The following is a 21500-nucleotide window of genomic DNA, read 5'->3' as shown; positions in this document are numbered from 1 at the left end:
GGGCGGCGAACCCGCCGGCCTGGCCGTCAAGGCGCGACCCGCTCCTGTCGTTCAGCCGGTGACGCTTCGTCCCAAGAACCAGACGTTCACGACAAGTTGGGCAGCGCAAACCTCCTCCAGGCTGCGGCAGGCACATGCGAATAGTCACTGATTGAACGAAGCTGAGCCCGAGGTTCGTCAGGCTGCCTTCGGGCGTGTCTGACTTCGCAGTGCCTCGACGGCGACGTTGATGGCCTCGACATCCGGCGCCTGCTTGCCCCACTCCTTCCAGAAGTCCCGCGTCGCGCTATCGGGGGTGATGACCGGCTTGTCAAGGCGAATCCTAGAAGGGAGAAGAACGGCGTCACCGAGCATCAAGGCCTCGCCAGTATCCAGCAGTGGGAGGATGCTGGTAAGGCCAGCCAAGGAATCCGGCATGAGGCGTTTGATCACAGCCTGGTCCGTGTCGTTTGTCAGTCGGAGTGAAAGGAAGTTGTTGCACTGGCTCAGGATGGTCTTGCTGACATCCGATGCCTTTTGATTTCGTCCAGCGTCATGAGCAGAGCGCTACACCTTGATCATGCTCATGATCCTAACGTCCAAAGGACTGTTCAGGCACGCCAATAGCGGTCGCTCCGTGTCGACCGCTTGTGGCCGGGTCCCGGTGGCCGCGAGTGACTGCTTCGTGGATGCAGAACGATTGAGGCCGAGGCCAGGCCGTCACGCAGCGTTGGAGCGCCGCGTAGGGCAGCTGAGGGTCGATCCCGAGTGACTGCTTGATGTCGCTTGGCGTGAGTTGGGTCCTCGTGCACGAGTGACCGAGAATGCTGCAACGGACCACCGTCGTCGTAGACGGTTACCCAGTCGTCCTAAGTCAGCAGCTGAGGGGCTGCTGGTCTCGCAAATCCGCCACCAGCATCCCTCAAGTCAATGCGGACCTAACAGCCAAGCACTGACTTCGACCGCGGTCAGAGGTCTTGGAACGTTTCCGAAACCATTGTTGGTCTAGGCCAGGTTGCCCCGTGCGCAGGATCGCTTTGCCCCAAGGTGCGGTTGAAAGGCCCTGCACAGGGGCGTTTGACTCTGAGGCGGAGATCGGTGTTCAGACGTTTCGGACCGAGCAATCTCGTGGATCAAGACCTGTCGCTGGACCGGCGGGAGACTGATTGCGAGACGCTCCGAGTGGGCCTGCGCTGACTCGCCGAAGACCCGATCACCTGCATCCACCAGTTCGTACAGGAGTTCACGTTGAGGAGATGTTCGCGTTCGATCCATCCATAGATGAACCAGGCGAGCTGATAGCACCTGTGCGGCTCCATCGGGGCCAGGGCGACCCACGGCATTCCAGTCGTGATCATGATGTTCTCCGCGGCATGAAGCGTGCCGTGTTGTGGATCCAATGGCCGTGGTTCGACGCACCGGCATGCGCTGCCTCGCTCTGGGCGCGGGCTGCGTTGTCCGGGTGGGCCTCCGGGTCGAGTCGAGGCATGACGGTCGTCGCAGCGTGGAGCGGAGAACTGTCCCGAGGCCGCGGCACGATGAGCATGTCGCAGGCCGACTCGGCCAGCACGCCGCTGCTGACGCTGCCGAGAAGGAAGCCACCCACCGTCGAGCGACCCTGCTTCCCGGCCACGATGAGGTCGGCTCCCAGCTGCCGAGCGTGACGCACGGTTGATTCCACAGCCGACCCGTACGCCAGCGCAAAGTCCATGGGCGAGCAGTCCAAGCCAAGGCCAGCGACCTGGCGACGCATGCGTGCGTTGGTTCCTGCTTCCTCCAACAGGCGTGTTTCCCTGATGATGCGCTCCGGCACATCGGCGTCGCGCAGCACGGCGTCGCGCCGGGAGTTGATGGCGTGAAAGACCTGCATCCTGGCCTCTTGCCGCATGTGCGCAGCGACTCGGATAGCCGCATCCGACGACGCCGTGAAGTCGATCGGCACCAACAGCTGCCGGTACGACTGTTCGACGGGCCTGCGGACGACGAGCACGGGACGTCGGCACGTCCTCAGCAGGCGTTCGGTCGTTCTGCCGACCAGCAAGCGGCCAAGGCGGCTGCGGCCGCACCGACCCATCACGACCAGGTCCGCGCGTTCCGATACGCGCAGCAGAGTCTCGAGTGGGTCGCCGACCAGGACTTCGATCGTGGGAACAACGTCGTAGGCGGCGGTGATCTCGACCGCCACACGCTGCAATGCGCCACGGGCTTGCGCCGTTCTCAGGTCGAGATCGAGAGTGGGTGAATACCAGTCGCGCAGCAGCCTGCAGCCAGCCGCTTTGACAACGTGCAGGATGTGCAGGCGTGTGCCGTGCTCGTGTGCCAGCAGCGCGGCGCGGCGCACCGCGTTGTTCCCGTCGACCGAGAAGTCGGTCGCCACCAGAAGGGATTCGAACGATGTCACTTGTGTGGTCCTCTTGAGAACGCGAGTTCCGAGAGGCGTCAGACGAGCGCGTGCCCGCGGTGCGATGTGCATCGCTCCGAGGGTGTAATGCAGGCCCGTTGACGCCGCCCGCGTGATGTGCAGCTCGGTGGCTGCACGTGGGGGCTACATCGCGTAGTCGCCGCTCGACTCGGGCTGGAAGAGGATGGCCAGCACTTCCGCCGCCTTCTCGTCGCCGGACGGGGTGCGCCAGCGCGCAAGGCTTCCAACCTGCAGCCCGAGCACGGCGCTGCCGACCGGTGACAGGACCGATACGAAACCCGCCGCGGGCTCGGCATCCGCGGGATAGCACAGCGTCAGCGTATTGCGCTCGCCGGTCTGGCTGTCCTGCAGAAGGATCTGCGAGTACATCGTCACGACGTCGGGCGCCACCTCACGGGAGGGCACGACGGCAGAGGCGTCGAGCACGTCCTCGATGGCCCGCAAGTGTGCGGCGGAGCCGTCCCCCTGCGCGTCTCGACGCAGCAGGTTCAGGAGGCGGACATGGTCCAGTTCAGTGAGCGTACGCTCGAGTGTCACGACTTCCACGAGGCATTCCTTCAGAGCAAGACTGGGTGCCTCCGGGTCGGAGACACGCATCTACGCGCGAGCCAGGAGCCCGGCGATCTGAGGTTTGCGCAAATGGAGTGGAAGTGATCGCCGGGCCTAGGGATGTGCGGCCGGCTGACAGGTGTGAGTCCCCATCCTGGCACGCGGCTGCGCAGTGCATGGCGACACAGCAGCACGACATGCCGCCTCGCTGAATGCACCGCCGAACGCGGGTTTGGAATCGATGGAACTCATGCGGGCAGTCTATCGCCGCTGCCCTGTCGGAGCAATTCTGGCAGGGGAAGTCGCACTGGGACGTAGGCGTATTGCATTGGCAAGTCGCGGTGCTCCATCGACCCGTCGACCGTGCCGCGAGAACCGTCCATCGAAGCGGCTCCGTGGCCCGGCAGCTCGCGGCGATGAAGAGCGCCATGACTCGCCTGGCGCGTGCGGCGGCCTGGCTGCTTTGCGTGGCGGCCGCCCAGCCATGCCGCATGGCCGGCGCACTGGACCGATTTGAGCCCGGGGAGGACGAGCGCGGCTGCGCGCGCGCCCTCGTAGCGACTTGCGGCAAACTGGACCGAGGATGCGGTACCTGCATGCGACATCATCTCGACAGCGACGACTGGTTTCATCCGGCGTGCCACCGCCGCCGATGTCGAGCGGCGGGTGCCTCTTTTCGAAGACTGTCGCCGGCTCTATGGCCAGGACAGGGACACCGACCTCGCGTGCGAGTTCCTTGCCGCGCGCCGGGCCGGCTCCGAGTGCCATGTCCTCCTTGCGACTGGCCGGGCAGACCGGCATGCGCAGCCACTCGGCTTCGCGCAGCTCTGCCCGGTGTATTCCTCGGTCCACTGTCAGCGCACGTTGGTGCTGCATGAAATCCACCCGCACGCGATCGAAAGCAGGACGGCCATGAATCCGGCGAGCGGTTTTGCCCGGCGCTTCCTGCCGGTTTGGAGCATCGGCCTGCTGGGTGTCGCGTCGCTGTTGATGCAGGAACCCCCGACTGCGCTGTTCGAGCGCGTTCCATCGTTGCGCGAGTTGCCGGCCCCGGTGGTGCGGCTGATGCTGCTGTTGAACCCCTTGATCCTGGTCACCGTCATGGCCGCCGTCGGCGCCGCCGCCGCAAAGCGCGCCGGTCTTCGCAGCGTGCTGGCAGGCAGCACCGGTGCACGCCTGGACGCGCCTGTCGCAGCCGTCGTCGGGCTGGTCCTCGCCCTGATCCTGATGGTGATCGACGCGGCAGTCGCGGAACGACTCGGCCCCGGCTGGTCACAGGCTCGCTCTCAGGCCGACTCGTCGCCGTGGCTGCCGACGATGCTTCTGGGCGTGCTCTACGGCGGTCTGGCCGAAGAGGTGATCATGCGCTGGGGGGTGATGAGCCTTGTCGTCTGGTGCGTGTTGCGCCTGCAAGGGCTCGCAGCCGACAGTGGCCGACAGCCGTCGATCGTCTCGGCCTGGGTCGGCATCGTCGTCGCAGCCGCCATCTTCGCCATCGGCCATCTCCCGGCCCTGGCGCAGAGCGTGGCGTTGAGCGGGCCGATCGTTGCAAGAACCGTGGGCCTGAACCTCTTGGCCGGCCTGGCCTATGGTTGGCTATTCTGGCGCCGAAGCCTCGAGAGCGCGATGTTGGCCCACGCCACCACCCACATCGGGTTCGCGCTTGGACGCTGGCTCGCTTGAGGTATCGAGACGACGCCATGAACCACATCGAAGCCAGCGTCGCGCCACCGCGCACCGACTTCATCGACCGGCTGCGTGTCGTGCTGACGGTGCTGGTCATCGTGCATCACACGGCCATCACCTACGGCGCGAGCGGCGGGTGGTTCTATCGCGAAGTCGCCGATGGCGGTGCACCGAGCAGCCTCCTGCTCACGCTGCTGACTGCAGTGAACCAGGCCTTCTTCATGGGCATGTTCTTCCTGATCGCCGGCTACTTCACGCCGGCCTCGTGGCGCAAGAAGGGGACGGCCCGCTACATCGGCGAACGGCTCCTCCGCCTGGGTGTTCCGTTGCTGGTGTTCGGCTTCGTGCTCGGCCCCCTGAGCGTGGCGCTCGCCGGAGTGCCGGCCGGCAAGCCCGTGCTCGAACGCTGGACGGAGATGATCGCCCGGGGCAGCTTCGTCATCGGGCCGCTGTGGTTCGCGCTGGCGCTGCTGCTGTTTGCGCTGGCTTGGGTGGCCTGGTCGAAGGCGCGAGGTGCTCGTGCCGCAGCGCCCGTCGTGTCCGACGACGGAGTGCCGTCGTGGCGGGCCTGGCTGCTTGGCGCACTGGGCGTCGGCGCCGCAGCGTTACTGATCCGACAAGCGGTGCCGGTCGGCGAGTCGGTACTTGGCCTCCAGCTCGGCTACTTCGCCTCCTACGTGTTTCTCTTCGCCGTGGGTTGCCGCGCTGCGGCGGGCCGGTGGCTCGAACGCGTGACTGCCGAGCAGGCGAAGGGTTGGGGCGTCGTGTCGCTGCTCACCGTGCCATGGCTTTTCGTCGCCGCCGCGTTGGCCGGCGCACTCGAAGGCAAGCCGGTGAACTTCAGCGGTGGCCTGTCGCTGCCGGCAATCGTGTACGCCTTCTGGGAGCCGCTGGTCGCCTGGGGGGTCATTGCCGGGCTGCTGTACGTGTTCCGCACACACTTCAACCGTGCGAGCGAGCAATGGAGTCGCTGGAGCAACAGCGCCTACGGCGCCTTCATCGTGCATGCGCCCGTCCTGGTGGGCCTGTCGGTGCTCGCCGCAGGGTGGCACGGCCCGGCTCTGCTGAAGTTCGCGGTGATCGGCGCGGCCTCGACGGTGGTTTCGTTCTGGATGGCCGGTTGGTTGCGCAGAGCACCTGGCGCTACGCGCATCCTTTGATCCTGCCGAACAGGCGGTTCGCAGAGAGGCATCTCTGTCCTGCGCCGCGTGCGCAACGAGCCGCGCATGCGACGGCTGCCGGTCGTCGTGGTCCGGGAGCTGTGGCGCCCGGCCCGGGCTCAGGCCCGAGCGCCGCTGTCCGGCAGCGCCCGCGCAGCGTCCTTCATCACCTCGCGCAGCCACAGCAGCCCCGGGTCCAGTGAGCGGTGCCGGTGCCACTGCATCGCCTGCTCGAAGGGCGGCATCGGCAGCGGCAGCGGCAGCAGCTTGACCGGCAGCGCGGGCTCGACGGCGCGGGCGAGCATCGAATGCACCGTCGCGACCCGTTCGGTGCCGACCACGAGGAAGGGCAGCGCGGCGAAGCTGTAGGTGGTCAGCTCGATGCGGCGCGAGAGACCGAAGCGCTGCACGAACCAGCTCTCGAACGCCGGCTTGTCGGTGTCCACCGGCTGCATCACGACATGGCCGGCGCTCGCGTAGTCCTCGAAGCTCAGGCCGCGGCGCGCGTGGCTGCTCTCGCGCCAGACGGTGCAGACGAACTCGTCGTTGAACAGCAGCTCGGTCGGATGGTCGGGCGAGACGTAGGCCTTCGGGATCACCAGCAGGTCGGCCTCGCCGCGCTCGAGCGCACGTGCCGGGTACGCCACCTGCGGCTGCAGGCGAAAGCGCACCGTGCTGCGCCGGCGCGCGGCGATCTCGAGCACGCGCGGCAGCAGCACCTCCATCGAATAGTCAGAGATGCACAGGCGGAACTCGCGGTCCGAGCTCGTGCAATCGAACTGCGGCTGTGCAGCGATCGAGGTGTCGATGCGCACCAGCACGTCGCGCACGGCCTCGCGCAGCATCTCGGCGCGCGGCGTCGGCTCGAGCCGGCGACCCACCTGCACCAGCAGCTCGTCCTCGAAGTAGTCGCGCAGCCGGCCGAGCGCGTTGCTCATCGCCGATTGCGACAGGTGCACGCGTTCCGCGGCGCGCGTGATGCTGCATTCGGTCAGCAGCGCATCGAGCGCCACGAGCAGGTTCAGGTCGAGCTTGTTGAAGCGCATCGCGTCAAGGGTTAACCCGAAAAGTATTCATCGCGTCCATGCGCCTCATCCGCGCAAACCATTTTGCTGAATGGGCGCGGCTTTGTAATCTCTCGTCAACCCGATTCCCAAGGACGCGCCGGGCCGCCCCAAGCGGCCTTGCCCCCCGCGGGGGCGGGTCGGGCGCAGCCCGGCCCTGGGGGCACTGACACCACGACACGGAGACAACGAATGGCTCACGGCCATGCGGAGGGCGAACTCACGCCTGCGATGCACGAGGTGCTGCGATGACGCAGCGCCTGGTGCGCGTCTGCGTGATCGGCGCCGGGCTCGCGGGCCTGTGCTGCGCGCTCGCCGCAGCGAGCCGCGGGCTGCGCGTGCAGCTGCTCGATCAGGCCGCCGAGCCGCGTGCGCTGGCCGCGCACATCGAGGTCGTGCCGAACATGCTGCGCGACCTCGTGGCCCTGGGCGTCGGCGACGACTGCGTGCGCGCCGGCTTCCCGTACCGCGGCATCGACGTGATCGACCGGCATGGCCGGCACCTGCACGAGCTGCCGACCGAGCGGCTCGCCGGCCCGCGCTTTCCCGCCGCGCTCGGCATCCGCCACGACGAGCTGCATCGCCTGCTCGAACGTGCGGCGCTGGCGCGTGGCGTCGACCTGCGGCGCGCCGCGCGGGTGCAGGCGGTGCACGACCACGCGGGCGAAGCGCGGGTAGTGGTCGAGCGCGGCGAGCCGGTCGAGGCGGACCTCGTCGTGCTCGCGGCCGGTGCCGGCAGCGCGCTGCCGCAGGCCCTGTTTCCGCACGCGCTGCCGGCGTCCGAACTCCCGCAGTCGTGGTGGTACGCGCTGCTGCCGCGGCCGGTCGACCTCGACCGCCCGCTGATCGCCCACGGCGACGCGGGCCGGCGCGCGGTGCTGGTGCCGGTGCGCCACGACCAGGCGGGGCTGGCGCTGACCGAGCCGAGCGTGGCGCCCGCAGGCAGCACGCCGGCCGAGCACCTGCGCCGGGCGCTGGCGACCTTTGCACCGCGCCTGCGCGCGCTGGCGCCGCGGCTCGACGAGACCACGCCGATCACGCGGCGCCCCGCGCGCGCCGCGCTGCTCGAGGTGCCCTGGCACCGCGGTGCCGTGCTGGCGGTGGGCGATTGCGCGCACGCGCTGCCGCCGCACTTCGGCCAGGCCGCCGCGCAGGCCGTCGAGGACGCGCGTGTGCTGGCCGACCTGCTCGACGCCGACACCGGCCGCGAGCCGCTGTTCGAGGCCTTCGAGCGCCGGCGCGCCGAGCGCGTGCGGCGCGTGCACGAGATCACCACCACCGCGGCGCGCTGGGACCTGCAGCCCGACAGCGGCGCGGACCTGAGCCTGCTGATGGCGAAGCTGGCGCAGACCGTCGCGCAACCGGCATGACCGCAAGCACTTCCACCGAGACCAGGAGACACCCGATGACCACCCTTCACGCGCTGCGACCGACGGCGCTCGCCGCCGCGGCGGCGCTGGCCTGCAGCGCCCAGGCCTTCGAGATCGAGACCGGCCACCCCGACTGGTCGCTGCGCTGGGACAACAGCGTGCGCCTGAGCACGAAGTTCCGCACCGAGGCTGCCGACCCGGCGCTGAAGGACTCGTTCCGCCAGGTGCCCACCGGCGCGCCGCCGCCGGCGCCGGCCTCGTTCGCGTTCCCGCAGGCGCTGAACTTCAACGCCGGCGACCAGAACTTCCAGAAGCGCGGCCTGGTGTCGGCGCGGGCCGACCTGCTGTCCGAGTTCGATGCCGTCTGGAAGCGCGACTTCGGCCTGCGCCTGAGCGCGGCCGCCTGGTACGACGACCAGTTGCACCGCAAGACGCAGGCCGACAACGACCCGACGATCGGCCAGACGCCGTTCGACGAATTCCCGGAGCGCACGAAGAAGATCGCCGGCGAGAAGGCCGAGCTGCTCGACGCCTTCGTGTTCGGCGGCTGGCGCCTGGGCAACGGCATGAAGCTGACGGCGCGCCTGGGCCGCCACGCGCTGCAGTACGGCGAGAGCCTGTTCTTCGGTGACAGCGGCATCGCGCGCGCGCAGGGCCCGGTCGACATCGACAAGCTGCTCGCCTCGCCGAACGCGCAGTTCAAGGAGATCATCCGCCCGGTGCCGCAGCTGTCGGCGCAGCTGCAGATCAGCCCCGAGGTCTCGCTCGGCGGCTACGTGCAGTTCCGCTGGGAGGAAGACCGTCTGGCGCCCGCGGGCAGCTACTTCTCGACGGCCAACGTGCCCTGGGGCTCGCAGCAGCCGGAGTTCGTCAGCATCCCGGCCGGTACGCCGATCTCGGGCAACTACGTGCTGACCCCCGGCGCGCACCAGAAGCCGAAGGACTCGGGCCAGTTCGGCCTGCAGCTGAAGTGGCGCCTCGGCGAGACCGACCTCGGTGCCTATGCCGCGCGCTTCCACGACAAGTCGGGCCAGCTCTACGGCAACCTGAATCCGGCCGCGCCGCCGAGCCCGTTCGGCACCTTGCCGGGCACGTGGTTCTACAAGTTCCCGGCGGACGTCAAGACGGTCGGCGTGAGCGCCTCGCATTCGTTCGGCGACTTCAACGTCGCCGGCGAGGCCTCGGTGCGCGACGACATGCCGCTGCGCAGCACGAACATGATCTACCCGGGCGGCGTCGGCGCGCCGCAGCCGCAGCCGGCGCTCGGGCGCACCGCGCACCTGAACCTGTCGACGCTCGCGACCTTCGGGCCGAGCTTCATCGCGCGTGAATCGGTCCTCGTCGCCGAGATCGCCTGGAACCGTGTGCTGTCCAAGGACGACCCGAACGGCGAGCTCGACAAGGCCGCCACGCGCGACGCGACCGCGCTGCAGTTCATCTACACGCCGAGCTATCGCCAGGCCCTGCCGGGGCTGGACCTGAGCGTGCCGGTCGGCCTGCGCTACGTGCTCGACGGCAACTCCTCGGTCACCGGCGCCGGTTGGGGCGCCCGGGGCACGGGCACCGCGACGCTCGGCCTCGAGGGCAGCTACCTCGGCGTCTGGCAGTTCGCGATGAGCTACACGCACTACATCGGCAAGGCCGTGCCGTTCGTCGACTTCTCGCCGATCCTGGCCGGCGGCACGCCGGTCTTCGGCGACGGCAACCCGCTGGCCGACCGCAACCACCTGGCGCTGTCGCTGCGCCGCACGTTCTGATCACAGGAGCCCCGCATGACGCTCACCCGCATCACCCTGGCCGCGTGCATCGCGCTGGCCTTCGGGCCCGCGCTCGCCGCCGTGTCGGCCGAGGAGGCCGCGAAGCTGAAGACCGAGCTGACGCCCTTCGGCGCCGAGAAGGCCGGCAACAAGGACGGCAGCATTCCCGCGTGGACCGGCGGCCACACCACGCCGATCGCCGGCGACAAGCCGGGCGGCCGGCGCGGCGATCCGTTCAAGGACGAGAAGCCGCTGTTCTCGATCAACGCGAAGAACGCCGACCAGTACGCCGACAAGCTCAGCGACGGGCAGAAGGCGCTGCTGAAGAAGTACCCCGACAGCTACCGCATCGACGTCTACAAGACCCATCGCACCGCGGCCGCGCCGCAGTGGGTCTACGACAACACGCTGAAGAACGCGACCCGCGCGAAGCTCAACGGCGACGTGGTCGAGGGCGCCTACGGCGGCATCCCGTTCCCGATCGCGAAGACCGGCGCGGAGGTGATCTGGAACCACCTGCTGCGCTGGCGCGGGACGTCGTGGGAGTTCAACATCAACCAGTACCAGCTGACCGCCGACGGCAAGGCCGTGCTGACGACCGACGGCCGCGCCGAGCAGCAGATGCCGTACTACTTCGAGGGCGGCAGCCCCGAGGCCTTCGCGAAGAGCAACGACTTCTGGCTGATCCGGCTCGTCAACGCCGGCCCGCCGATCCGCGCGGGCGAGGCCGTGCTCGGCCGCGAGAACCTGGACGGCAGCAAGAGCCAGGGCTGGGTCTACCTGACCGGCCAGCGGCGCGTGCGCAAGCTGCCCAATCCGTGCTGCGACACGCCGACGCCGGCGGCCGCCGGCGTGATGAGCTTCGACGAGATCGAGGTCTGGACCGGCCGGCTCGACCGCTTCGACTGGAAGCTGGTCGGCAAGCAGGAGATGTTCATCCCCTACAACGCGAACCGCTTCCTGCAGCCCAAGACCGACGCCGAGGTCATCGCGAAGAACCACTTCAACCCCGACCACATGCGCTGGGAACTGCACCGCGTGTGGGTGGTCGAGGCGAACCTGCGCCAGGGCCAGCGCCATCAGGCGCCCAAGAGCCGCTACTACTGCGACGAGGACACCTGGATCTGCGTGCTCGGCGACCGCTGGGACGCCAAGGGCCAGCTGTGGAAGACGCTGTGGGCGCAGACCTTCGTCGCGCCCGACCTGCCGGGCAACCCGATCGGCTCGTTCGGCTTCAACGACCTGATCTCGGGCCAGGGCTTCATCGGCAACCTCTACAACGCGAAGGCCTCGCAGTACCCGCTGAAGCCGCGTTTCGACGACGGCGTGTTCTCGCCCGACGCGCTTGCCGGCGAAGGCGTGCGCTGAAGAAGGAGCAGACGGCGATGCGGCTGCTGTCCACCCTCGCGCTGCGCCGGCTCCTGCCGTGCGTGCTGGCGGCGCTGCCCGCGCTGTGCGGCGCGGCACCCGTCGGCGCGGCGCTGGAGCGCGCGGCGGTCGCCGTGCGGGCGCCGGAGCGTGCGGTGCTGGTCGGCGCGGCCCTGGCCGGCGAGCGCATCGTGGCGGTCGGCGAGCGCGGCATCGTCGCGCTGTCGGACGACGGCGGGCGAGCGTGGCGGCAGGCGAGCGTGCCCATCAGCGTCACGCTGACGGCCGTGCGCTTTGCCGATGCGAGACAGGGCTGGGCGGTGGGCCACGGCGGCACCGTGCTCGCGAGCGAGGACGGCGGCGAACGCTGGACCCGCCGGCTCGACGGCCGTCAGGCTGCCCAGCTCGTTCTCGACGCCGCCCGCGCCGGCGGCGATGCGCGGGCCGTGCAGGAGGCCGAGCGGCTCGTCGCCGACGGGCCGGACAAGCCGCTGCTGGACCTGCTGCTGCTCGGCGGGCCGCGGCTGCTCGTCGTCGGCGCCTACGGCCTCGCGCTCGCGAGCGAGGACGGCGGCACGAGCTGGCAGTCGTGGATGCCGCGCCTGCCGAACCCGAAGGGCCTGCACCTCTACGCGGCGCGCCAGCGCGGGCAGACGCTGCTCCTGGCCGGCGAGCAGGGCCTGGTGCTGCTGTCGAGCGACGCCGGGCGCAGCTTCCGCCGCGTCGAGACGCCGTACAAGGGCAGCTTCTTCAGCGCCGAGCTGCTCGGCGATCAGGACATCGTGCTCGCCGGCCTGCGCGGCACGACGCTGCGCTCGACCGACGGCGGGGCGACGTGGAACTCGGTCGCCGTGCCGATGCCGGCGTCGATCACCGCGACCGCGCTGGCCGCCGACGGCCGCCTGCTCGCCGCCAACCAGGCCGGCTTCGTGATGGCCCTGCAGGGCGAGCGCCTCGTGCCGCTGAACCCCTCGCCGCTGCCGCCGCTCAACGGCCTGCTGCCGCGCGCCGGTGCGCCGCTGCTCGCCTTGACCGTGCAAGGCGCGCAGCGCGCCGAGATCGAACCAGGACCTGCGAAGTGATGGCCCCGACCGACGCCGCCCCCGCCCTCGGCGGCTCCGCCTTCGACCCGCGCTCCGGCTCGCTGATCGAGCGGGCGCTGTTCAACCACCGCGCGATCGTCGTGCTGCTGTGCGCGCTCGTCACCGCGCTGCTCGGCTGGCAGGCGACGCGGCTGCAGCTGAACGCGAGCTTCGAGAAGACGATCCCCGCCGAGCACCGCTACATCCGCAACTTCCTCGCCCACCAGGCCGAGCTGAGCGGGCTGGGCAACGCAGTGCGCATCGCGGTCGCGAACCCGCAGGGCAGCCTCTACGACGCGGCCTACCTCGAGACGCTGCGCCAGCTCTCCGACGAGGTCTTCCTCGTGCCCGGCGTCGCGCGCAACCAGATGAAGTCGCTGTGGACGCCGACGACACGCTGGGTCGGCGTCACCGAGGAGGGGCTCGAAGGCGGCCCGGTGATTCCCGACGGCTACGACGGTTCGCCCAAGAGCCTCGAGCAGCTGCGCGCCAACATCGCGCGCTCGGGCGAGATCGGCCAGCTCGTCGCGCTCGACGCGAAGTCGAGCGTGATCTACGTGCCGCTGCTGGCGCGCGACGCCGACGGCCACGCGCTCGACTACGCGGCCTTCGCGCAGCGCATCGAGGCGCTGCGCACGAAGTACGAACAGCAGGGCGTGCGCATCCACGTCACCGGCTTCGCCAAGATCGTCGGCGACCTGATCGCCGGCGTGCGCGCGGTGCTCGGCTTCTTCGCGCTCGCGGTCGCGATCGCCACCGCGATGGTGTTCGCCTACACACGTTGCGTGCGTTCGACGCTGCTCGTCGTCGCGGCGTCGCTGGTCGCGGTGGTCTGGCAGCTCGGGCTGCTGCCGGCGCTGGGCTACGCGCTCGACCCGTACTCGATCCTCGTGCCCTTCCTCGTTTTCGCGATCGGCATGAGCCACGGCGCGCAGAAGATGAACGGCATCATGCAGGACATCGGCCGCGGCCTGCCCCGGCTGGTCGCCGCGCGCTACACGTTCCGGCGCCTGTTCCTGGCCGGGCTGACCGCGCTGCTCGCCGATGCGGTCGGCTTCGCGGTGCTGCTGGTGATCGACATCCAGGTGATCCGCGAGCTGGCGATCGCGGCGTCGATCGGCGTCGCGGTGCTGATCTTCACCAACCTGATCCTGCTGCCGATCCTGCTGAGCTACACCGGTGTCAGCGCCAGGGCCGCGCAGCGCAGCCTGCGCGCCGAGGCCGCCGATGCGGCCGGCGCCGGCAAGCAGCCGCTGTGGGCCTTCCTCGACCGCTACACGCAGCGGCGCCACGCGACGCTCGCGATCGTGGTCGCGGGGCTGCTGGGCGCGCTCGGCTTCGCGGCGAGCACGCAGCTGAAGATCGGCGACCTCGACCCCGGCGCGCCCGAGCTGCGCGCCGACTCGCGCTACAACCGCGACGTCGCCTTCGTCAACGCGGCCTACGGCGCCTCCAGCGATGTGCTCGCGGTGATGGTCACCACGCCCGAGGGCCGCTGCTCGCAGGTCGAGACGCTGAACAAGATCGACGCGCTCGAATGGCAGCTGCGCCAGCTCGACGGTGTCGAGAGCACGAACTCGCTCGCGCTGCTGAACCGCCGCGTGCTCGCCGGGCTGAACGAAGGCAACCCGAAGTGGTACGAGTTCCTGCCCAACCAGGACATGCTGAACACGGTGACGGCCGGCGCGCCGCGCGGCCTGTACAACGACGCGTGTTCGCTGCTGACGCTCTCGGTCTACCTGCGTGACCACAAGGCCGAGACGCTGACGCGCGTGGTCGATCACGTCGAGGCCTTCGCGGCCGCGAACGACACCGACGACACGAAGTTCCTGCTCGCCGCCGGTTCTGCCGGCATCGAGGCGGCGACCAACATCGTCGTGAAGGACGCCTGGCGCACGATGCTCGCGCTGGTCTACGCCGCGGTCGCGCTGCTCGCGTTCGTGACCTTCCGCTCGTGGCGCGCGGTGGTCGTCGCGATCCTGCCGCTGATGCTGACCTCGGTGCTCGCCGAGGCGCTGATGGTCATGCTCGGCATGGGCGTGAAGGTCGCGACGCTGCCGGTGATCGCGCTCGGCGTCGGCATCGGCGTCGACTACGCGCTCTACATCCTGAGCGTCACGCTGGCGCAGCTGCGCGAGGGGCGCAGCCTGTCGGAGAGCTACTACCGCGCGCTGCTGTTCACCGGCAAGGTGGTGATGCTGACCGGCGTGACGCTCGCGATCGGCGTGATCACCTGGGTCGCGAGCCCGATCAAGTTCCAGGCCGACATGGGGCTGCTGCTGGCCTTCATGTTCCTCTGGAACATGCTCGGCGCGCTGGTGCTGCTGCCGGCGCTCGCGCACTTCCTGCTGAAGCGCTCGCCCCGGGCCAACCAGGACTCGGCCGCGTTCTACGGTGCGCTGAAGGCGCGCTCCTGATCGAGGACAGACACCATGCCTTACCTCCGCAATGCCTGGACCGTGGCCGCCTGGGCGACCGAACTGTCGCCCGGCCAGCTGCTCGCCCGCACGTTGCTCGACGAACCGCTGGTCTTCTTCCGCGACCCGCAGGGCGCGCCGCAGGCGCTGCACGACCGCTGCCCGCACCGCTTCGCGCCGCTGTCGATGGGCCGTCTCTGCGAAGGCGGCGCCGCGGTGCAGTGCCCGTACCACGGCCTGCGCTTCGACGGTTCCGGCGCCTGCGTGCACAACCCGCACGGCAACGGCCACATCCCCGCTGCGGCGAAGCTGCGCCGCTACCCGGTCGTCGAGCGCCACAGCGCGCTGTGGATCTGGATGGGCGACGAGACGCTCGCCGACCCGACGCTGATCCCGGACTTCGGCTTCAACGACCCGGAGCACTGGGCGGTGGGCACCGGCACGATGGTCGTCGACGCGCCGTACGAGCTCGAGATCGACAACATCCTCGACCTCTCGCACATCGAGTTCATGCACCCGCTGTTCGCCAGCGAGGCGGTGCGCCGTGCCGAGGTGAAGTGCGAAGCCGAGGGCGGCACCGTCTGGTGCAAGCGCTTCATCGCCAACGACCGGGAGGTGCCGAATTTCCTGCGCCAGGCCTTCCAGGTGCCCGAAGGCCCGATCGACCGCTGGCTGCACGTGCGCTGGTGTGCGCCGGCCGTGATGGCGCTGTGGGCCGGCGGCGTGGCGCACGGCCGGCCCCCGGAGCAGGGCATCGTCTCGCAGCAGGCGCACTGCTTCACGCCGGTCTCGCCGTCACAGACCCTGTACTTCTATTCGATCTCCTTCCCGCGTGAGATGGGGCCGATGGCGCAGGCGCTGGCCGACGAGAGCGTGCAGGCGCTGCGTGCGCCCTTCGAGCGGGAGGACAAGCCGATCGTCGAGGCCGTCGCGCGGCGCATGGCCGGTGCGTCGCTGTTCGACCTCAAGCCGGTGCTGCTGGCCGGCGATGCCGCCGCGGTGCGCGCGCGGCGCACGCTGCAGGCCGCGATCGAGCGCGAGAACGCCTGAGCGCCGTCCCGCCATTCCCCATCGAGAACCTCCCATGTTCAAGTACTTCCCCACCAACTACGTCTGGAATCTCTCGGTCAACCTCGCGATCGAGATGGGCGCGCGCATCGGCGAGATCGAGACGATGTGCGCGCCGCTGCAGGAGGCCGCGAAGGCGCCCGATGCCGCCGGCACGCAGGCCTTTCGCGAGACCTGGGTGACGATGGCCGACACGCTGTGCGAACTCGCCGCCGAGGACGAGGCGCGCGGCCGCCTGCGCTCGGCCGGCGAGAAATACCGGCGCGCGTCGGCCTACCTCACCACCGCCGAGCGGCTGCAGGCGCACGGCTCGGCGGGCCGCATGGCCATCTACCGGCGCGAGCTGGCGCTGTTCCAGACGGGCATGCGCCTGCTCGGCGACCCGGTGCAGCGCGTCGAGATCCCGTACGAAGGCAGGCACCTGTCGGCCCTCTACCGCCCCGCGGACGGCCTGCGCCCCGGCCAGCGCGCGCCGCTGCTCGTGCAGCTCAACGGCCTGGACTCGACCAAGGAGATGAAGTACCTGGTCGGCCTGCCCGCCTGGCTCGCGGCTCGCGGCGTCTCGTCGCTGATCGTCGACCAGCCGGGCACCGGCGAGGCGCTGCGCCTGCAGGGCCTCACCGCGCGCCACGACGCCGAGCACTGGGCCAGCCGCGTGGTCGACTGGCTCGAGTTGCGCGACGACGTCGATGCCAGGCGCATCGGCTGTGAGGGCGTCTCGCTCGGCGGCTACTACTGCCCGCGTGCCGTCGCGATGGAGCCGCGCTTCGCCTGCGGCGTGGCCTGGGGCGCGAACCACGACTGGCGCGACGTGCAGAAGCGCCGCCTCGAGAAGGAGGGCGACTTCCCGGTGCCGCACTACTGGGCGCATGTCTGCTGGGTCTGGGGCGCGAAGGACATCGACGACTTCATGCGCATCGCCGAGGACGTGCACCTCGACGGCGTGGTCGAGAAGATCCGCGTGCCCTTCCTCGTGACGCACGGCGAGCGCGATTCGCAGATTCCGCTGAAGTGGGCGCACCGCACCTACGAGCAGCTGGTCAACAGCCCGAAGCGCGAGCTGAAGATCTTCACCGACCGCGAAGGCGGCGTGCAGCACGCCAGCTTCGACAACAGCATCAACGCCGGCCAGTACATCGCCGACTGGGTGGCAGAAACCCTTGGAGCAAGGACCTCAGCATGAACATCATCGGACCCGACGCGCTCGTCTTCGGCGTCGACGACCTCGCCGCCTGCGGCCGCTACCTGATCGACTACGGGCTGAAGGACGCCGGCGCCGGCCGCTTCGAGGCGCTCGACGGCACCGCAGTCATCCTGCGGGCGAAGGACGACCCGGCGCTGCCGCCGGCGATGGGCACCGCGAGCCTGCTGCGCGAGACCGTCTACGGCGTGGCCGACACCGCGACGCTCGATGCGATCGAAGCCGAACTGCGCCGCGACCGCGAACTGACCCGCCGCGACGGCGTGCTGCGCTGCCTCGACGACATGGGCTTCCCGCTCGCGTTCCAGGTCACGGTGAGGCGGCCCCTCGCGCTGCCCGCAGAAACCGTCAACGCGCCCGGCGCCACGCCGCAGCGCGGGCCCAACGCGATCGGTGTGACGCCCGACATGGCGGCGCTGCCGCGCACGCTGTCGCACGTCGTCTACTTCGTGCCCGACGTCGCGAAGGCCGAGGCCTTCTACACGCGGCTCGGCTTCGTCTGCACCGACCGCTTCACCGGCGTCGGCCCGTTCCTGCGCCCGGCCGGCACGCTGGACCACCACACGCTGTTCATGATCGAGACGCCTCCGTTCATGCAGGGCTGCGAGCACTTCACCTTCCACATGGGCGGGCCGACCGAGGTGCTGCTCGCCGGCACGCGCTTCGTCGAGAAGGGCTACGAGAGCTTCTGGGGCCCGGGCCGGCACCTGTACGGCAGCAACTGGTTCTGGTACTTCAACTCGCCGCTGGGCTGCCACGTCGAGTACGACGCCGACATGGACCTGCACGACGACCGCTGGACCGCGCGCGAGACTGGCATGGGCGCCGATGCGTCGCAGGCCTTCCTGTTCCAGTACCGGCAGAAGTGGGCGCCTTCGGGTCCGCCGCCGGGGGGCAAGCACTGAGACTGGGCACACAGCATGCGCCTGTGCCACCTCGACGACCTGCCCGACGGCGATTCGCGCGGCTTCGATCCGCACGCGAGCGGCCGCGACACGGTGGTGGTCGTGCGCCAGGGGTCCGCGCTGCACGCCTGGGTCAACGCCTGCCCGCACCACGGCACGCCGATGGCGTGGCGCAAGAACGCCTTCCTGAACGCCGCGCGCGACCGCATCGTCTGCGGCGCGCACGGCGCACAGTTCGAGATTGATACCGGCCGCTGCACGCTCGGGCCCTGCCTGGGCGAGTCGCTGACGCCGGTGCCATTGCGCATCCACGACGACGGCGAAGTCCACCTCGCCGCGCCTCTGCACGAGGAGACATCCCCATGACACTCGCAGCCACACGCATCCTGATCATCGGCGGCGGCTTCTCCGGCATGGCCGCCGCCATCGAACTGCGCAAGCTTGGCGCCGAGGTCGACATCGCCGAGATCGACCCGGGCTGGCGCAACTACGGCGCCGGCATCAGCCTCGGCGGCGCCACGCTGCGCGCGTTCCGCCAGCTCGGCATCCTCGAGACCTTCCTGCGCGAGGGCAACGCGGCCGACGGCGTGAAGCTCTTCGCGCCGCACGGCCCGCAGGTCGCCGAGCTGCCGACGCCGCGCATCGCCGGCCCCGACGTGCCCGGCGGCGGCGGGATCATGCGGCCGGTGCTTGCGCGCATCCTCGCCGACGCGACGCGGGCCTCGGGCGCCAACGTCATGCTCGGCTGCACCTTCACCGCGATTGCACAGGACGCCGAGGGTGTCGACGTCACGCTGACCGACGGGCAGACGCGCCGCTACGACCTCGTGATCGGCGCCGACGGCCTCTACTCGAAGACGCGCGAGGCGCTGTTCCCCGAAGCGCCGAAGCCGCACTACAGCGGCCAGGCCGTCTGGCGCGCGGTGCTGCCGCGGCCGCCGGAGGTGACGACGGCGATGATGTGGCTGGGCCGCGTGAAGCCCGGCCTGAACCCGGTCTCGAAGGAGCAGATGTACCTGTTCGTCACCGAGCACCGGCCGGCCAACGAGCGCGTCGACCCGGTGGACTTCGTGCCGCTGCTGCGCGGCCTGCTCGAGGAGTTCCCGGCGCCGCTGCTGCAGCAGGTGCGCACGCAGATCGACGGAAACGCCCAGATCGTCTTCCGCCCGCTGGAAGGGCTGCTGATGCCGCGCCCCTGGTTCCGCGGCCGCGTCGTGCTGATTGGTGACACGGTGCATGCGACCACGCCGCACCTGGCCAGCGGCGCCTGCATCGGCATCGAGGACGCGCTGGTGCTGGCCGAGGAACTGGCGCGCGGCGCCGACGTGCCGGCCGCACTGCAGGCCTTTCAGGAGCGCCGCTGGGAGCGCTGCCGCATGGTCGTCGAGAACTCCTTCCGGCTCGGCCGGATCGAGATGGAAGGCGGCAGCAAGGACGAGCACGCGCAGATCATGCGCGACTCGCTGATGGCGCTCGCGCAGCCGATCTGAGCGCGGCCACGAGGAGACAAGCCAATGATCACGACGTCTTCCTGGCCGGGCCGCGCCGCGCTGATGGTGGCGCACTGTGCCGGCATGGTGGACCTGGTGGCGCTGCCGCTGTGGGTCGGCACGCTGATCGGGCAGTACGGCTTCGACCCGCAGCAGGCCGGCGGCCTGGCGACGCTGTTCCTCGCCGCGGCGGTGCTCGCGAGCGTGACGCTCGCGCCGCGCTTCGGCCGGTTGCCGCGGCGCGCGGTCGTCGCGGTCGGGTTCGCCGTCGCGGGGCTGGCGTTCTTCGGTGCCTCGCTGCGGCAGGACTTCGCGGCGCTGGCGCTGCTGCATGCGCTGGCCGGTCTTGCCGCCGGTGCCGCGCTGAGCGTCACGCACGGCACGATCGCGCGCAGCGCGAACCCGCACCGGTTGTTCGCGGTCGTCGGCATCGCGCTCGGCGTGTTCGCGATCGCCTTCTTCGCGGTCGTGCCGCCGCTGCTCGCAGCGGTCGGCGGCGTGGCGCTGTTCCGCGTCTTCGCGGCGGTGATGGCGGTCGCCGCGTTCGTGGCGCTGTTCGCCTTCCCGCAGGCCGACGCGGCGCCGGCGGGCGATTCGACAGCGCCGGCGCCAGCCGCCGCCGCGCCGATGCCACGCGCCGTCTGGTTCGGCATTGTCGGCATCGCCTGCATGGGCCTGGTGCAGGCGATGACCTTCGCCTTCCTCGAGCGCGTCGGCAGCGACCGCGGCTTCGGGCCCGCGGCGGTCGCCGGCGTGCTGGTCGCGCTGAGCCTCGTCAACCTGCTGCCGGCCGCGCTCGCCGCGCTGCTCGAGAAGCGCTGGTCGGCGCGTGCGGTGCTGCTCAGCGGGCCGGTGCTGCAGGCCCTGCTCGTCGCGCTGATCATGCAGTCGACCGTGTTCGCGCCGTACGCGGCGGCCGCCTCGGTGTTCGCCGCGGTGATGATCTTCACCCACACCTTCGGCTTCGGGCTGCTCGCGCGGCTGGATGCGAGCGGCCGCGCCCTCGCCGCGACCCCGGCGATGCTGATGACCGGCGCGGCGATCGGCCCCATCCTCGGCGGCACGCTGGTCAAGGCCTTCGGCTACGGCAGCCTCGCCGTCGCCGCCGCGGCGATTGCCGCGCTCGCCGTCGCCTGTTTCTCGCGGCTGCCCGCGCCGGCAGGTGCCCCCGCGCGGAGCGTCCTCGCATGAAACCCTGCCGCCGTTTCGTCGACCTCTCGATCTACCTCGAGAACGACGTGCTGTCCGACCCGCCGCCGCTGGCGCCGAAGATCACCTACCAGAAACACGCCGACACGCTGCCCGAGTTCATGGCGATGCTGCCGGGCACGCGCCCCGAGGACTACCCCGACGGCGAGGCCGCCGCGGCCGAGTGGGTGACGCTGACCACGCACAACGGCACGCACCTCGACGCGCCCTGGCACTTCCATTCGACGCAGGACGCCAAGCTCGGCGGCGCGCGCCCGTCGATCACGATCGACCAGGTGCCGCTCGAGTGGTGCTTCCAGCCCGGCGTCAAGCTCGACTTCCGCCACCTCCCCGACGGCTACGTCGCGACCGCGGCCGATGTCGAGGCCGAACTGGAACGCATCGGCCACACGCTGCAGCCGCTGGACATCGTCGTCGTCAACACACGCGCCGGCTCGCGCTACGGCAACCCGGACTACCTCGGCGCCGGCTGCGGCATGGGCTACGAGGCGACGATGTACTTGCTCGAACGCGGCGTGCGACTGACCGGCACCGACGCCTGGAGCTGGGACGCGCCGTTCTCCTACACCGCTCAGCGCGTGGCCGAGACCGGCAACAAGGCGCTGATCTGGGAAGGCCACAAGGCCGGCCGCGACATCGGCTACTGCCACCTGGAGAAGCTGCACAACCTGGAGGCGTTGCCCGCCCACGGCTTCACCATCAGCTGCTTCCCGCACAAGATCCGCGGCGCCAGTGCCGGCTGGACGCGCGCGGTAGCGATCTTCGAGGACTGA

General features: G+C 70.1%; 18 protein-coding genes. 14 read left to right on the top strand and 4 right to left on the bottom strand.

Features of this window, described 5'->3' with window-relative positions; genetic code table 11:
* Nucleotides 1–177: 177 nt before the first annotated feature.
* From D9C15_RS18435 to D9C15_RS18425, 3 genes are all read right to left on the bottom strand, one after another.
* Nucleotides 178–432: a hypothetical protein gene (locus tag D9C15_RS18435; RefSeq protein WP_205854838.1), complete on the bottom strand. Its 255-nt coding sequence runs from the start codon at nucleotides 430–432 to the stop codon at nucleotides 178–180.
* 901 nt (nucleotides 433–1333) lie between these two features.
* On the bottom strand, nucleotides 1334–2380 hold the full coding sequence (locus D9C15_RS18430) for a universal stress protein (RefSeq protein WP_164886771.1): 1047 nt from the start codon (nucleotides 2378–2380) through the stop codon (nucleotides 1334–1336).
* A 144-nt stretch (nucleotides 2381–2524) separates the two neighbouring features.
* A complete protein-coding gene (locus tag D9C15_RS18425; RefSeq protein ID WP_127999925.1) occupies nucleotides 2525–2947 on the bottom strand; it encodes a GreA/GreB family elongation factor in 423 nt (140 codons plus the stop codon).
* 669 nt (nucleotides 2948–3616) lie between these two features.
* Here D9C15_RS18425 and D9C15_RS18420 point away from each other — a divergent pair.
* Together D9C15_RS18420 and D9C15_RS18415 are read left to right on the top strand one after the other, a co-directional pair.
* Nucleotides 3617–4633 (top strand): CPBP family intramembrane glutamic endopeptidase, encoded by a 1017-nt coding sequence (locus tag D9C15_RS18420; RefSeq protein WP_127999924.1) that lies wholly within the window; start codon nucleotides 3617–3619, stop codon nucleotides 4631–4633.
* A 17-nt stretch (nucleotides 4634–4650) separates the two neighbouring features.
* Nucleotides 4651–5796 carry an acyltransferase family protein gene (locus tag D9C15_RS18415; protein WP_127999923.1) on the top strand — a complete coding sequence of 382 codons (1146 nt, stop codon included), beginning with the start codon at nucleotides 4651–4653 and terminating at the stop codon, nucleotides 5794–5796.
* 119 nt (nucleotides 5797–5915) lie between these two features.
* Here D9C15_RS18415 and D9C15_RS18410 read toward each other — a convergent pair whose 3' ends face one another.
* Nucleotides 5916–6842: a LysR family transcriptional regulator gene (locus tag D9C15_RS18410; RefSeq protein WP_127999922.1), complete on the bottom strand. Its 927-nt coding sequence runs from the start codon at nucleotides 6840–6842 to the stop codon at nucleotides 5916–5918.
* A 266-nt stretch (nucleotides 6843–7108) separates the two neighbouring features.
* On the opposite strand from D9C15_RS18410, the gene D9C15_RS18405 reads away from it, so the two are divergent.
* Genes D9C15_RS18405 through D9C15_RS18350 form a run of 12 tightly spaced genes read left to right on the top strand, consistent with a single transcriptional unit; the run spans nucleotide 7109 to nucleotide 21500 of the window.
* Nucleotides 7109–8230 (top strand): FAD-dependent oxidoreductase, encoded by a 1122-nt coding sequence (locus D9C15_RS18405; protein ID WP_127999921.1) that lies wholly within the window; start codon nucleotides 7109–7111, stop codon nucleotides 8228–8230.
* Between the two features lie 35 nt (nucleotides 8231–8265).
* Nucleotides 8266–9987, top strand: a complete 1722-nt coding sequence (locus tag D9C15_RS18400) for a DUF1302 domain-containing protein (RefSeq protein WP_164886769.1) — start codon at nucleotides 8266–8268, stop codon at nucleotides 9985–9987.
* A gap of 15 nt (nucleotides 9988–10002) precedes the next feature.
* Entirely contained in the window at nucleotides 10003–11355 is a 1353-nt protein-coding gene (locus tag D9C15_RS18395; protein WP_127999919.1) for a DUF1329 domain-containing protein, read from the top strand.
* Nucleotides 11356–11372: 17 nt separating this feature from the next.
* Nucleotides 11373–12437 (top strand): YCF48-related protein, encoded by a 1065-nt coding sequence (locus D9C15_RS18390; protein WP_127999918.1) that lies wholly within the window; start codon nucleotides 11373–11375, stop codon nucleotides 12435–12437.
* Entirely contained in the window at nucleotides 12437–14854 is a 2418-nt protein-coding gene (locus D9C15_RS18385; protein WP_127999917.1) for an efflux RND transporter permease subunit, read from the top strand. Before D9C15_RS18390 ends, D9C15_RS18385 begins: the two co-directional genes overlap by 1 nt.
* A 15-nt stretch (nucleotides 14855–14869) precedes the next feature.
* Entirely contained in the window at nucleotides 14870–15904 is a 1035-nt protein-coding gene (locus tag D9C15_RS18380; protein WP_127999916.1) for a Rieske 2Fe-2S domain-containing protein, read from the top strand.
* A gap of 34 nt (nucleotides 15905–15938) precedes the next feature.
* Nucleotides 15939–17105 (top strand): alpha/beta hydrolase family protein, encoded by a 1167-nt coding sequence (locus D9C15_RS18375; RefSeq protein WP_127999915.1) that lies wholly within the window; start codon nucleotides 15939–15941, stop codon nucleotides 17103–17105.
* Nucleotides 17102–18028: a VOC family protein gene (locus tag D9C15_RS18370; protein ID WP_127999914.1), complete on the top strand. Its 927-nt coding sequence runs from the start codon at nucleotides 17102–17104 to the stop codon at nucleotides 18026–18028. Before D9C15_RS18375 ends, D9C15_RS18370 begins: the two co-directional genes overlap by 4 nt.
* 15 nt (nucleotides 18029–18043) lie before the next feature.
* A complete protein-coding gene (locus tag D9C15_RS18365; RefSeq protein ID WP_127999913.1) occupies nucleotides 18044–18394 on the top strand; it encodes a Rieske (2Fe-2S) protein in 351 nt (116 codons plus the stop codon).
* Nucleotides 18391–19518, top strand: coding sequence for an FAD-dependent oxidoreductase (locus D9C15_RS18360; RefSeq protein ID WP_127999912.1), 1128 nt, complete (start codon nucleotides 18391–18393; stop codon nucleotides 19516–19518). The genes D9C15_RS18365 and D9C15_RS18360 overlap by 4 nt, the downstream gene beginning before the upstream one ends.
* A 24-nt stretch (nucleotides 19519–19542) precedes the next feature.
* Nucleotides 19543–20709, top strand: a complete 1167-nt coding sequence (locus D9C15_RS18355) for an MFS transporter (protein ID WP_127999911.1) — start codon at nucleotides 19543–19545, stop codon at nucleotides 20707–20709.
* Nucleotides 20706–21500 (top strand): cyclase family protein, encoded by a 795-nt coding sequence (locus D9C15_RS18350; RefSeq protein WP_127999910.1) that lies wholly within the window; start codon nucleotides 20706–20708, stop codon nucleotides 21498–21500. Before D9C15_RS18355 ends, D9C15_RS18350 begins: the two co-directional genes overlap by 4 nt.

This window comes from Piscinibacter defluvii, assembly GCF_004011805.1.
In the GTDB taxonomy this organism is placed as follows: Bacteria; Pseudomonadota; Gammaproteobacteria; order Burkholderiales; family Burkholderiaceae_C; genus Piscinibacter; species Piscinibacter defluvii.
Note: the sequence above shows the minus strand (reverse complement) of the source record. Positions and strands in the feature narration are given on the sequence as shown.